Origin of the sequence: Synechococcus sp. CCY9201, assembly GCF_034931105.1 — a bacterium.
Lineage (GTDB): Bacteria > Cyanobacteriota > Cyanobacteriia > PCC-6307 > Cyanobiaceae > CBW1002.
The window spans coordinates 1-12608 of sequence record NZ_JAYGIC010000060.1; the positions used below are offsets into that span (position 1 = coordinate 1).

Below are 12608 nucleotides of genomic sequence, written 5' to 3' on the forward strand. Positions count from 1 at the left end.
GTGATCGCGGCCGGCGCCCTCGGCGGCGCACCGCTGCCCCTGGCGATCTTCGGGGGGCTCACCCTGGTGCGTCTGTTCAGCTTCGCGGCGGGCCTGCGCAGCGGCTACATCGTGGGCGGGCAGGTGGTGGCGGGGAGCCTGCTCCACCACGGCCTCGAGTGGTGGCCCTATGCCCTGTTCCGCACGGTCACCACCCTGCTGGGGGTGGGGATCGGCATTCTCGTGTCGCGGCACATCTACAGCCAGCGCAGCCTGCTGCTCTGGCAGGCCGACTGCCGCCAGTGGCTGCTCGACCTGGCCGATGCCCTCGAGCGTGTGGCCCTGACCCAGCACTCGGAGGAGCCCTATCTGCGGATGCGGGAGCGGCGCGATGGCCTGCGCCGGCGCCTGCCGCAGCTGGCGGCCGAGCAGGGGGTGCTCCATCTCAGCGGCGAGGATCCCCTCAACCTGGCGCAGGATCTGCTGCTCCAGGCCGGCACGGTGCTCAGCTGTGCCCGCGATCTCCACCCCATCCTTGCCGCGGCCGGGCCCGGCTCCGCCGCGGCCACCTTCCCCTGGGCTCCCCTGATCAGCTGTGGGGCGGCCCACTTGCGCGCCTCTGCCTGCGGCTCCGATGGGCGCCGCAGCCGCCGGGATCTGCAGGCTCTGCGGCAGCGGCTGCAGCGCCAGCTGGAGGATCAGCCCCCCTCAGGCGAAGGCGAGCTGCTGCTCTGCAGCCGCCTGCTGATGCTCAGCGATGCCCTGCTCAGCCTGCGCAGGCTTCCCGCTGGGGCCCGGCCTGCCCTGGCCGGCCCGGTCCGCGCTCCTTAGCCTGAGATCCCAGTGGCAGGAGTGTCTCCGGCCTCGTCCATGCTTGAGTCCCTCTCCCCTGCGCCCTTCCTGGAGCCGGATCCCCGGCCCGCCTTGCCGGACTGGGCCCGCTCCGCTTCTTCCTCCTCCGCCCTCTTCCCGTTCGGGACACCGCCGGAGCCGCCGGCGCCCGAGGCAGCCGCGGCGATGCCGCCGATTCCTCCCGTGATCCCCTCACCGGGGAACCCTTCGATCGTCTGCAGGTGCTGCCCGAGGATGGCCGGCGCATCTACCGCAAGGCCTTCGCCCTGGCTGAGCGGCAGATCCGCATCGAGATCTGCGTGCTGGAGGATCCGAAGATCCTGGCCGGCCTGCGGGATGCCCTGGACCGCGGCGTGCGGGTGCGGGCGATCGTGGACCGGGTCAAATACGAGGCGCTGGAGCCGGAACGGCAGAACCTGGCGGCGGAGTTCGTGGCCGCCGGCGGGGAGCTGCACCTCAGCAATCCGATCTTTCCGCGCTCTTTTCCCAAGACGATCCTGATCGATTCGAAGCTGCTGGTGTACGGCTCCGCCTGCCTCGACTCCACCACCTTCGCCCAGTACCGCGATTTCGCCCTCAGCAGCACCGATCCCACCGTGCTGCGCACGATCCGCCGCCTCTTCGCCAACGACTGGGCCTATTCGGCCCCGGTGGGACAGGAACCGCCCGCCTTCAATCCCACTCCCCCAGTGGAGCCGCCGGAGCTGCTGATCGCACCGCGCAACGCCGCCTCCGGCATGGCGGATCTCTACCAGCAGGCCGAGCGGCGGCTGGATGTGTACACCGAGGAGCTGGGCAATGCGGCCCTCGAGAGCGAACTGGTGGCGGCGGTGGCCCGCGGGGTGATCGTGCGTCTGATCACCCCGGTACAGGTGAACGGCGCCAGTGAGGAGCAGAACCGCCAGCACACCGCATCGATCCAGGCCCTCGCGGCCGCCGGCGTGCGGGTGCGCACCAGCGGGCCGCTCGAGAGCTTCGATGCGCCCTACATGCATGCCCGCGCCGCCCGGGTGGATGGGCGCCTCGCCTATGTGGGCTCGATCAGCCTCTCCCCCGACTCGGCGACCCTGAACCGGGAGATGGGTCTGATCGAGGACGATCCCACCATCGTGGCCCAGCTCGGTCGCCAGTTCGTCAAGGATTTCCGGCGTCTGACCCCGGCAGCCTGACCCCGGCAGCCTGTGGCGCCGGTTGCTGTTGCCGGGGTCGGATGGATCACAATTCCCTGCAGGCCTTTCCCTCCCGACCTCCTCCCCTCCGATGCGCGTTTCCCGTGTCCGGCTTCGTCGCATCGGCTGGCTGGCGGCCGGGCTGGCCCTGGCCACTGCTGCGGCTCCCGCCCGCTCCCTGGAAACGGTGGTGCTGCAGTTGCCCTTGATGGAGACCAGCTTCAGCGTCAAACTCAGCGAGCTGGAGCAACCGGCCAGACTTCTGAGCGGCAGCAGCGATCTGGCTGAGCTTGATCGCGCCACCAATGGTGCCGTGGGGCGGCAGTTGCTGGAGGTGTTCAATCGCCCCCTGCCCTTGCAGGTGGAGGCTGTGGTGGATCAGGCCAGCGGCACGCCCCTGCTCACCCAGGCGCTGCTCGCCGTGTCCGCCCTGGGCCAGGTGGAGGGGCTGCCTGCGGGCGCCGACATCGGCGGGGACCAGCTGGCAGAGGCTGTGCGGCAGGCGGCCTCCGGCGGGCAGCTCACCCTGCTGTCCCTGCTGCGTGCCTTGCCCGGCGACTCCGTGACTGTGGACCTGGGGAAGGCTCTGTCGGCAGCCCGTCGGCTGCAGAAGCAGCAGGCCCCCGCCGTGGAGCTGGTGCGCGACCTCCCGCCCGCAACCCAGGATCCAGCCCTCTCCGCGCCTGGTGCCTTCACCCCGGTGCGCAGCAGCTTCACCCTGCCGGTGTCCTATCGCCCTGAACCCCTGAACGTGGTGCTGTTCAAGCCCTCCCAGGGGGGCAATGGCCAGCTGGTGGTGATCTCCCACGGCCTCTGGGATGCTCCCGAGAGCTTCGAGGGCTGGGCGCGCCACCTGGCCAGCCACGGCTACACCGTGGTGCTGCCTCTCCACCCGGGCAGCGACCGCGACCAGCAGCGGGCCATGCTCTCAGGAGAGGCGAAGCCCCCCAGCCCGGAGGAGCTGCGGCTGCGCCCGCTCGATGTGAAGGCCATTCTCGATGGCTTCACCGGAGCCGATACTCAGAACGCTGTGGTGATCGGTCACTCCTGGGGCGCCACCACCGCTCTGCAGCTGGCCGGGCTGAAGCCCAGCAGCAGTCGGTTGCATCAGAGCTGCAACGACAGCAAGGATCCGAGCCGCAACCGCAACGATCCCGACCGCAACATGAGCTGGGTGCTCCAGTGCAGCTTCCTCAGCAGCGCCGATCGCTCCAACGTGGCTGATCCACGGGTGATCGCCGTGGCGGCGGTGAGTCCGCCCCTTTTTCTGCTGTTTGATCAGGGAAGCTCCGCCGGCATGTCGGCCCGGACCCTGCTGGTGACCGGAAGCCGTGACTGGGTTGTGCCTGCCGGCCCCGAGGCGATCGCTCCCTTCAGTCGCTCGCGCCCGGCCGGGCATCAGTTGGTGGTGGCCGGTGGCGGCGACCATTTCAACCTGCGTGGACCAGCGACTGGCGATGGCGGCCCACTCCGGGGTCTGTTGCTGGGCTGGGTGAACGGGGCCTATGCCGCCGGTCCCAACGTGCGGCCGGCTCCCGGTGCTCCGCCCCTGCTTCCAGCCGACGGCTGGGGGGATGCTGACAAGCCGCTGGTGGATGCCACCACCAGCGTGCTTCCGTTGCAGCGCTGAGCGTCGCAGCCAGACCACACTCCACCTGCGGTGGGCAGCCTCGGCTGGGTGTCCTCGGTGCGGCGGAGCCCATTCTTTGTCTGTGAACGCTGACAGGGCTGGGCCGGTGCCCTTGCGTGGCCGGGCGGCCTGATGCCGTACTCGTGCGGGATCTGTGCCCGATGCAGCCATGCTGCGCCTGCGCTTGGCCGGTTTTCCCTGCAGCGTGATTCCGAAAAGTTGGCTATGGATCCCTTACGTACTCAATCACTTCCACCCTCTTGTCACGGCTGACGCCGTGGTCATTGACCACCCCTGACGCCGTGGTCATCGACCACTGCTCACCCGTTTGTCCACCACTTCGGGGCCGCCATGGGTTTCAACATCCTCCACCTGCATCTGCACGGTCTGTTTCGAGGTCATGACCTGGAGCTGGGTCGTGATCCCGATACCGGTGGCCAGACCACCTACGTGCTGGAACTGGCCCGGGCAATGGCAGCACGGCCCGAGGTGGAGCGGGTCGAGGTGGTCACCCGGCTGATCCGCGACCGCCGCGTTTCGTCCGATTACGCCCGGCCGTTGGAGCCGATCGGGCCTGATGCCGCCATCCGTCGCCTTCCCTTCGGTCCGCCGCGCTATCTGCGCAAGGAACTGCTCTGGCCCCACCTCGACGAGCTGGCCGACGCCCTCACGGAGGTTCTGGTGGCTCAGCCACGCCTGCCGGACTGGATCCACGCCCATTACGCCGATGCCGGGTATGTGGGGGCCTTGCTGAGGCGCCGGCTTGGCATCCCGTTGGTGTTCACGGGCCATTCGCTCGGACGTGAGAAGCGCCGCCGGCTGATGCTCTCCGGTCTCGATCCTCGCCAGATCGATCAGACCTACGCCATGGCCCGTCGCATCGATGCCGAGGAGCTGGTCCTGGCCCATGCGTCGATGGTGGTCACCAGCACCAGCCAGGAACGGGAGCAGCAGTACGCCCGCTATGGCCGCTTCCGGCTGGAGCAGGCCCGTGTCATCCCTCCCGGTGTGGACGCCCGCCAGTTCCGGCCGCCCTTGAGCGGTGAGGTTGAAACGGCGATCGAGCAGTTGCTCCAGCCCTTTCTGCGCGATCCGGCCAAGCCTCCGGTGCTGGCCATCTGCCGTGCCGATCACCGCAAGAACATCCCGGCCCTGGTGGAGGTGTTCGGCCGCTCCGAGCACCTACGCAAGAACCACAATCTGGTGCTGGTGCTCGGCTGCCGCGACGACCCCCGTGAGCTGGAGAAACAGCAGCGCGAGGTGTTCCAGCAGGTGTTCGAGCAGGTGGACCGCTTCGATCTCTACGGCCAGGTGGCCTATCCGAAGCAACACCGACGCGACCAGATTCCGGCCTTCTACCGCTGGGCGGCCCAGCTGGGCGGCGTCTTCGTCAATCCTGCGCTCACCGAGCCCTTCGGTCTCACCCTGCTGGAGGCGGCGGCCTGTGGCCTGCCGATCGTGGCCACCGATGATGGCGGCCCCCGCGACATCCTCAGCCGCACCGACAGCGGTCTGCTGGTGGACGTCTCCGATCTCGATGCCCTGCAGCAGGCGCTGGAGGCAAGCCTGGCGAGTCCCCTGCTCTGGCGTCGCTGGTCGGAGAACGGCATCGAAGCGGTCAGCCGCCACTTCAGCTGGAATGCCCATGTCTGCAGCTACCTGGGTGAGGCCGCTGCCGCTGCCGCTCGCCATGCCGAAGTGGTGCGACACTCCGCTGCTGCCGCCAGCTCCGATGCCAGTGTGCCGGGAACATCCGGTCCCATGGTGGTTCCCCCCAGACGCTTGGCTCCGCCCCAGCGCCTGCTGCTCTTCGATCTCGATGTCTTGCTGGCTTCGCCCGATGACGCCAGCCTTGTGGAGCTGCGCCGTCGGCTGGAGGCTGACCCTCGCCTGTCGGTGGGTGTGTTCAGCGGCCGTTCCTTCAAGGCGGCCTGCCAGCGCTTTGCCGAGCTGCATCTGCCGGCACCTCGCGTCACGATCACCCAGGCCGGTACTGACATCCGTTTCCGCGATCTGTCTGGTCCTGAGCTGGGCTGGTGCGATCCGGGCCTGGGCGATGTCGAGCCTGGCGGCGAGTGGGCCGCACCTGGCCTTGAGATCGCCGACCTGGTGCTGGATCCGCTCTGGCAGCAGCAGATCGGCCGCAGCTGGCAGCGCCAGGAGGTGGTTGCGGCCATGGCTGAGCTCGAGCCGCGCCTCTGCCTGCAGGACGAGAGCGAGCAGGGGCCTTACAAGGTGAGCTATGTGCTGCAGGAGCCTGATCAGGGCATCCTGCCGCTGGTGCGGCAGGCCCTGCGCAACCATGCCCTGCAGGCCAGGCCCCATGTGTTTCAGCACTGGTTCCTGGATGTGCTGCCGCTCACGGCTTCCAAGGCGGAAGCGATCCGCTACGTGGCGCTGCGCTGGAAGCTGCCGCTCAGCAGCATTCTGGTGGGGGCCAGCCAGCAGGGCGACGGGGAACTGCTGCAGGGCCTGCCCTTCGGCGTGGTGCCTGAAGACCATGATCCCTCGCTCGAATCCCTGAGGGGGCACCGCCGTGTGTACTTCTCCTCAAAGCCCCAGGCCTGGGGCCTGCTGGATGGTTTAGATCACCATCGATTCCTGCGCCGCTGAGCCTGGCGTGCCACCAGATCTTGATGATCGCAAAGCCCCGTCGGCATGGTCACGGGGTGATGCCCCAGACAACCCCTTCCTGAAGCGACTGCGCCGGGAGTTTGAGGCTGACGCACGCCTCAGCCAGGTTTTCCTCGTGCTCTCGGTGGGCGCGAGCCTGATCGCCACCTTCGGTCTGCTTTCCAACAGCGCCGCCGTGGTGATCGGCGCCATGGTGGTGGCGCCCTGGATCCTGCCCCTCCAGGCGATCGCTTACGGCATCCTGCGCGGCCGCTTCAACCTGGTGCTGCGGGCCTTGATCACCTTGATGCTGGGGGTGACGACCACGGTGATCCTGTCTGTGGGGATCGGGCGCCTGCTTGGTTTCGCCACCTACGGCAGCGAAGTACTCAGCCGCACCAACCCCAACCTGCTTGATCTGGCCATCGCCCTGGTGGCCGGTGCCCTGGCCATCTATGCCAAGTTGCGCCGTGATGCGGTCTCCTCTCTGGCTGGCCTGGCGATCGCGGTGGCGCTGGTGCCGCCCGTTTGCAGCATGGGCCTGGTGCTGGCCAGTGGTGATTTCAGAAGCGCCCTCGGCGCCGGTCTGCTGTTTGTGACCAACCTGCTGGGCATCCTCAGCGGTGCGCTGGTGGCCCTCGCTGTGGTTGAACCCAGCTTCCGCCTGGTGCTGCTGCGCAGTCGGCTGGGCCTCACCAGCCTGGGCCTGACGGCCTTGCTGCTGGTGCCCCTCACCGGCAGTCTGGTCGGGCTGTTGCGCCAGGCCCGCCAGGGGGCGAGTCTGCGCCAGGTGGAGCAAGCGATTGCGCAGAGTCTACGCAATCGCACGATCACCCTCGGCCGCGATGCCCAGCTGGTGGGTGTGAACATCGACTGGGCCCAGAATCCTCCCCTGATCCGCGCCTATGTGCGGGTGACCGATCCGACGCTTCCGACGCCGGCTCAAGTGGCAGCGGTGCAGAAGTTCATCAACAGCCAGCAACCCATCCGCTACCGGCTGGTGGTGCAGAAGTCCGCCATTGTGGTGGTGGGTCCCGAGGCCAAGCCCAACCCCTCGCAAAAACTGCCGATCGGATCGGAGATTCCGCCGCCGCCCCTGCGGGAAGGCGACGCTCCGATTCCGCGGATTCCGCCCCCGCCGGCACCGCCTCCGGTACCGGACGAGTCAGAACGACAAAGCACGCCCCCGTCCGAAGCGTCGGTGGGGTCCGAGGTGGGCGGCTCGTCCGATGGTGCTTCAGCAGAATCCGTGCCGAAGAACCAGGAGCCCTGAACCCGTCCCCTCCGCTGTCTGCTGGCTGGTCAGGGTCGCTCGGCTGCTCAGTAGCGGCTCTCTCCTGAAGGCTGGAATTCGGCAGCGGCGCGAACCCCCTCGCTGGTGCCGTCCGCAGCAGCCCCATCCTGGCCGCCTTGGCCTGCTCCAGGCTCGGGCATCCAGTAACTGAGATCGTTGTACCAATACAGGTGGCCGGGCAGTTGCTCGGTCTTCAGCCTCGTGGTGGCCATCGACCCCATCAGCCGGGCGAGATCCACCGGAGACAGGTCCGTGCGGATGTCGTCGCCGGCGATGCGGAGCAGCTCCGGCAGGCGGGTCACCGTGCCGGGTTGCACCAGCTTGCGGAACACGGCTGAGAGCACCAGCTTCTGGCGCTCGAGGCGGCCGATGTCGCCGAGTTCGTCGTGACGGAAGCGGAGGAATCCCTCCAGGTTCTCGCCTTTGAGAACCTGCACGCCGGGGTAGAGGTCGATGTAGAGGCCCTGGCTGTTGTCCACGTAGTACATGCGCTTGGGCACATCCAGCTCCACGCCGTCGAGGGCGTCCGCCAGCCGCTGCACGGCGCGCAGGTTCACCTTGAGGTAGTGGTCCACGGGCGCGTCCAGCAGCTGGGTCAGTTCCCGCTTGACCGCCTCAGGGCCGCCAAGGGCGTAGAGGGCGTTGGCTTTCTGGACGCCGAAGTCGGGTGTTTCGATGTAGGTGTCGCGGGGCACCTGGGTGAGCTCGGTGGTGCCGTCCTTGACCTGGACCGTGAGCATCACATCGGTGCTGCCGCTCACCGCATCGGTCCCGAGCACCAGGATCCGGCGTTGTTGGGCGAGAGGATTGATCAGGCTGGTGACACTGCTCGATCCTTGTTTCAGCCCTGCCACCACCGGTGTGATCCAGTGGGGCAGTGGACCGGCCAGGGCATAGCCGAGAACGGCACCCAATCCGAAGGCCAGCAAGGGTGGGCGGCGCCGACCAGACGCCGCGCCGGTCTGGACTTCGGCCACTCTCGCGTTGCCGGGTCGTGCCTGGTTGCCATCGACCGGTGGACCCAGCGCTTTGCTGGCGCGTTGCTGGCGCCGCCGGCGGGTGAGGTCTGTGATGGCGGCAGCGCCCCTGGCCGCGGCCTCCCGATTGGAACGGGGTGTGGGTTGGGCCTGGCTCATGGTGGGTCCTGATCGGCGCACCTTACGGGCGATGCTCGCTTCCGGCCAGTGGCCTGAGGCGCTTTGCCGAGCGGTTCCTGTCCGTTGTCATGCCCGGAATCCGTCCCCAGATCAGATGGCGCCCACCCGCACGCAGGCTGCTGCGGCATCGGCGCGCCGCCGTGCTTCGGTCAGATCTGCGCCCCGAGCCAGAGCCACGCCCATGCGTCGCTGCGGGTGGGCCTCGGGCTTGCCGAACAGCAGAACCTCGGTGTCCGGCTCGGCCAGAGCTGCGGCGACGCCGTCGTAGCGCACCGTGCTGGCCTTGCCCGGCGCCAGGATCACCCGGCTGGCGGCGGGGCCGAGCGAGCGGATCTCCGGGATTGGCAGGCCCAGAACCGCCCGCAGATGCAGGGCGAATTCGCTCAGGTTCTGGCCCACCAGGGTCACCAGCCCGGTGTCATGGGGGCGTGGCGAGAGTTCCGAGAACACCACCTCCTCACGACCGGGTTCGCCACAGAGGAAGAATTCCACGCCAAACAGGCCAGCACCGCCCAGGTTGTCGGTCACGGCCCTGGCCATGGCCTGCGCGGCCGCCAGCTGCTCGCGTCCCAGTGCCGCCGGCTGCCAGCTGCACTGGTAGTCGCCCCGCTCCTGAAGATGGCCGATCGGCGGGCAGAACAGGGTTGGACCCTGCCACTGCTTCACCGTGAGCAGGGTGATCTCCAGATCAAACCGCAGGAACTCCTCCACGATCACCCGGGTTCCCGCCCCGCGCGCCCCTGCCAGGGCGGCCTCCCAGGCGGCGCCGATGCCCTCGGGACCCTGCACCACGCTCTGCCCCTTGCCGGAGGAACTCATCACCGGTTTGACCACCACCGGCCAGCCCAGGGGAGCCGCGGCCGCCGCCAGCTCCTCGGCGCTGGCGGCGTAGGCGAAACGGGCTGTGCGCAGGCCCAGTTCAGCGGCGGCCAGGTCGCGGATGCGGTCGCGGTTCATGGTCACGGCCGTGGCCCGCGCCGTGGGGATCACGGTGATGCCCTCGGCCTCGAGGGCGGCCAGGGCATCCACAGCCAGCGCCTCGATCTCCGGAATCACCAGATCGGGTTGGTGGCGCCGCACGACGGCCGTCAAGGCCGCGGCGTCGCCCATGGCCACCACCTCCGCCTGATCCGCCACCTGCATGGCCGGTGCGTTCGGGTAGCGATCCACCGCGATCACCCGGCAGCCCAGGCGCTGGGCTGCGATCGCCACTTCCTTGCCCAGCTCACCGCTGCCCAGCAGCATCAGGGTGCGGGGGAAGGGGGCACTGCGGGGATCGGGCATCGAGGGGGATCCTTGGGAGCTGGGTTGGTGGGCCTTGATCCTCGCCTCCGCCGGTCCAGCCTGTCGCAGGAGCCTGGGGTGGCGCTGCTAGAGAGGGGCTCGCCTTCGCTTCCGGCGGACTCTCCCCCATGCGCGCCGATCTCCCCCTGGCCTTCAGCACCGCCGGCGATGCGGCCGGTGGATTGCTGTTCGGCTGGGACATCGCCACCTTGCAGCAGGGGGCGCTGGTCTACCTCGGCCTGTCGTCGCTGGCCTTTGTGGTGGTCTGGGTGGTGGGCTACCTGCGCCGCGGCTGAGGCCTTCTGCAGCGCTTCAGCTCTCCAGGCCGGACATGAGCGTGAGCTGCCGCTCCGGCTTCTCCTCACTGATGAAGCCATAGGACTCGAACACGGCCGGATCGGGATGGGTGATCCGCTGGCCTGTGCTGTCGCGTTCCAGCCGGAAGCCCTCGGTTGCCATGCGGCGCATCAGGGCCGCCGCTTCTTCGAAACGGGCTGCCATCGCCTCCAGGCTGGCGCAATCGCCGGTGAGCCCTTGTTCCTTCCAGGTGAAATAGGCCATGACGGGTGCGGTTGAGGGTGACGGTGGGCTCAGGGATGGAGGGCTCAGGGCAGGAGCACCAGGCCCATCAGCACAAGTAGCAAGCTTGCGCCCCAGAAGCTGAACACCACCCGTTGTTCGCTGATGCCGCCCAGCTCGAAGTGGTGATGCAGCGGTGCCATGCGAAACAGGCGGCGGCCCTGGCCATCGGCACCCTTGGTGGCCTTGAACACCCAGACCTGCAGGATCACCGACAGCGATTCCGCCAGGAACACGCCCCCCATCAGCAGCAGCGGCCAGAGACTGTTGCTCAGCAGGGCCACGGCCGTGAGCGCCGCGCCCATGGCCAGGGAGCCCGTGTCCCCCATGAACAGCCGGGCCGGATGGCGATTGTGGGCCAGGAAGCCGAGCCAGCAACCGGCCATCGCCACGCAGAAGGCCGCCAGGGCCGGATCCCCTTCATGGCCCCGCAGCATCAGTTGCAGGCCCATGCCGGTGAACACCACCGCGCCGCAGCCCGCCGCCAGCCCATCGAGACCATCGGTGAGGTTGGTGGCGTTGCTCTCCGCCAGGAACACGAACAGGCCCAGGGGCCAGATCAGCAGCCCCAGGGGCAGAATCCAGCCGAAGGGCAGGGCGATGTCACCGCCGTCGGCGCCGCCGAGCCACTGGCCTTGGGCGGCCCAGAGCAGGAACAGCAGGGCCGCACCGGCCTGCAGCATCAGTTTGCCGCGGGGGGTGAGGCCGGTGTTGGTGAGCCTGGTGAGGCTGCGCCAGTCGTCGACGGCGCCGATCGCCATGTAGGCCAGGGTGATGGCGGCTATCGCCAGCAGCCTGGGGTCCTCAGGGCTCACCAGGCCTCCCACCAGGACCCCCACCGGCACCACCAGCAGGCCCCCCATGGTGGGGGTGCCGGCCTTACTGAGATGACCCTGCGGCCCTTCCTCGCGGATCACCTGGCCGAGCTTGAGCCGGCGCAATCGAGGTACGCCCCAGGCGGTGGTCAGAGCGCTGATCGCCAGGGCCACCACCAGGGGCAGACTCAGCATCGAGTTGGCCACCAGGGCGTCGCTGAGCAGGCAGGCGCCCAGCAGCACCAGGCTGAGCACGGCTGCTGCCGTTCTGGCGGTGCGCGGCCTGGAGCGATCGGCAGGACTGGCGGCTGTCACGGACACGGCGGGAGAGGGCGCTCAGTTTCCCGCAGCGCTGGTTCCCGCAGCACTGGCTGCTTGCCGGAGCGGCCCGGGGCTTCAGTCCTCCCAGGCCTCGTCGTTCTGGTCGTCGGCCGCGTTGTAGTCCTCCTTCTCGCCCATCAGGGCGGAGAGTTCCTCCTCCTCCACCGTGCTCACTTCCGTGCTGGCGGTTTCCTCGTCGGCCACGAGCCGGCCGGTGGTCTCCAGCCAGCTGAGCAGATCGGGCTCATCCCGCAAGGGCAGCACCGGAGCCGGGTCCACGCGGCGGTAGCGGGTCAGCGAGGGGTTGATGCTGTCCAGCGATCCCGTCAGGGTGCCGGAGGTGGAGGCGAGATCACTCATGCCGTCGCGCGGACTCTTCAATGGCCAATCAGACACCTTAGCTGCCAGCTGATCGATCGTCCCGATCAACCCCTTGGATCAACCCTTTGGATCAACCCCCCGGCTTTGCAGCCCAGCCGTTCGGCCGGACTGGTTTCGGGTCCACAGGCTCCGCGGTGCCCGGGTTCTGCTCCAGTGGCGTCGTTGAAGCAGTTTTCGGTGGAGCGGCTCTTCTTCAGTCGTTCCTGTGCAGCTGTTCTGGCGCAGAAGCGGCATCCTGGATCTGGCCGTTCTCCCGGCGTTCGCCCCCCTCGTTGCCCCCATGGCCCTCAGCAGCAAGCTCGCCTCGGTGCTGCCCCTCTGGACCCTGGCCCTGGCCCTCAGCGCCCTGCTGGTCGCGGCCGGCCAGCACTGGAGCGCCGCGCTGGTGCCGCGTGCCTGGCTGATCGGCGTGCTGTTGTTCAGCCCGTCCCTGGGGCTGGCGCTGTGGATCGCCGCGCAGTGGCGTCTCCCCCCGCACGGGGCCCCGGTCGGTGAGGGGGGAGAATCGGGCGACTAAGTCCATGGAGACGGGTT

Annotated in this window: 12 protein-coding genes; 7 read left to right on the forward strand and 5 right to left on the reverse strand. The window is 68.6% G+C overall.

All coding sequences use genetic code 11. The features are described 5' to 3' along the window. The 5 genes from VB716_RS05895 to VB716_RS05915 form a co-directional block, all read left to right on the forward strand. A partial coding sequence (locus tag VB716_RS05895; RefSeq protein WP_323269987.1) for an FUSC family protein occupies nucleotides 1–810 on the forward strand: 810 nt, incomplete at its 5' end. A gap of 242 nt (nucleotides 811–1052) precedes the next feature. Continuing rightward, nucleotides 1053–2000: a phospholipase D-like domain-containing protein gene (locus VB716_RS05900; RefSeq protein ID WP_323269988.1), complete on the forward strand. Its 948-nt coding sequence runs from the start codon at nucleotides 1053–1055 to the stop codon at nucleotides 1998–2000. 91 nt (nucleotides 2001–2091) lie between these two features. After that, nucleotides 2092–3630, forward strand: a complete 1539-nt coding sequence (locus VB716_RS05905; protein WP_197171304.1) for an alpha/beta hydrolase family protein — start codon at nucleotides 2092–2094, stop codon at nucleotides 3628–3630. A 351-nt stretch (nucleotides 3631–3981) separates the two neighbouring features. Beyond that, complete coding sequence (locus VB716_RS05910) at nucleotides 3982–6243, forward strand: HAD family hydrolase (RefSeq protein ID WP_323269989.1); 2262 nt, start codon at nucleotides 3982–3984, stop codon at nucleotides 6241–6243. Between the two features lie 7 nt (nucleotides 6244–6250). After that, the gene (locus VB716_RS05915) at nucleotides 6251–7516 is read left to right on the forward strand and encodes a DUF389 domain-containing protein (RefSeq protein WP_231605470.1); all 1266 of its coding nucleotides are present in this window, start codon (nucleotides 6251–6253) and stop codon (nucleotides 7514–7516) included. Nucleotides 7517–7563: 47 nt separating this feature from the next. Here the strand turns inward: VB716_RS05915 and VB716_RS05920 are convergent, their stop codons facing one another. Both VB716_RS05920 and purT read right to left on the reverse strand, forming a co-directional pair. Beyond that, nucleotides 7564–8673: an LCP family protein gene (locus VB716_RS05920; protein ID WP_323269990.1), complete on the reverse strand. Its 1110-nt coding sequence runs from the start codon at nucleotides 8671–8673 to the stop codon at nucleotides 7564–7566. Nucleotides 8674–8784: 111 nt separating this feature from the next. Next, complete coding sequence (gene purT, locus VB716_RS05925; RefSeq protein WP_323248424.1) at nucleotides 8785–10047, reverse strand: formate-dependent phosphoribosylglycinamide formyltransferase; 1263 nt, start codon at nucleotides 10045–10047, stop codon at nucleotides 8785–8787. A gap of 59 nt (nucleotides 10048–10106) precedes the next feature. Between purT and VB716_RS05930 the strand changes: the two genes are divergently transcribed. Then, complete coding sequence (locus VB716_RS05930; RefSeq protein WP_197157804.1) at nucleotides 10107–10274, forward strand: cytochrome B6; 168 nt, start codon at nucleotides 10107–10109, stop codon at nucleotides 10272–10274. Nucleotides 10275–10290: 16 nt separating this feature from the next. On the opposite strand, the gene VB716_RS05935 is transcribed toward VB716_RS05930, so the two are convergent. From VB716_RS05935 to VB716_RS05945, 3 genes are all read right to left on the reverse strand, one after another. After that, nucleotides 10291–10539 carry a hypothetical protein gene (locus VB716_RS05935; RefSeq protein WP_197157802.1) on the reverse strand — a complete coding sequence of 83 codons (249 nt, stop codon included), beginning with the start codon at nucleotides 10537–10539 and terminating at the stop codon, nucleotides 10291–10293. Between the two features lie 44 nt (nucleotides 10540–10583). Next, nucleotides 10584–11687 (reverse strand): phospho-N-acetylmuramoyl-pentapeptide-transferase, encoded by a 1104-nt coding sequence (gene mraY / locus VB716_RS05940; RefSeq protein ID WP_323270003.1) that lies wholly within the window; start codon nucleotides 11685–11687, stop codon nucleotides 10584–10586. A gap of 81 nt (nucleotides 11688–11768) precedes the next feature. Further along, nucleotides 11769–12053 carry a DUF3134 family protein gene (locus VB716_RS05945; protein WP_197157799.1) on the reverse strand — a complete coding sequence of 95 codons (285 nt, stop codon included), beginning with the start codon at nucleotides 12051–12053 and terminating at the stop codon, nucleotides 11769–11771. Nucleotides 12054–12354: 301 nt separating this feature from the next. On the opposite strand from VB716_RS05945, the gene VB716_RS05950 reads away from it, so the two are divergent. Next, a complete protein-coding gene (locus VB716_RS05950; RefSeq protein ID WP_323269991.1) occupies nucleotides 12355–12591 on the forward strand; it encodes a hypothetical protein in 237 nt (78 codons plus the stop codon). Nucleotides 12592–12608: the final 17 nt, after the last annotated feature.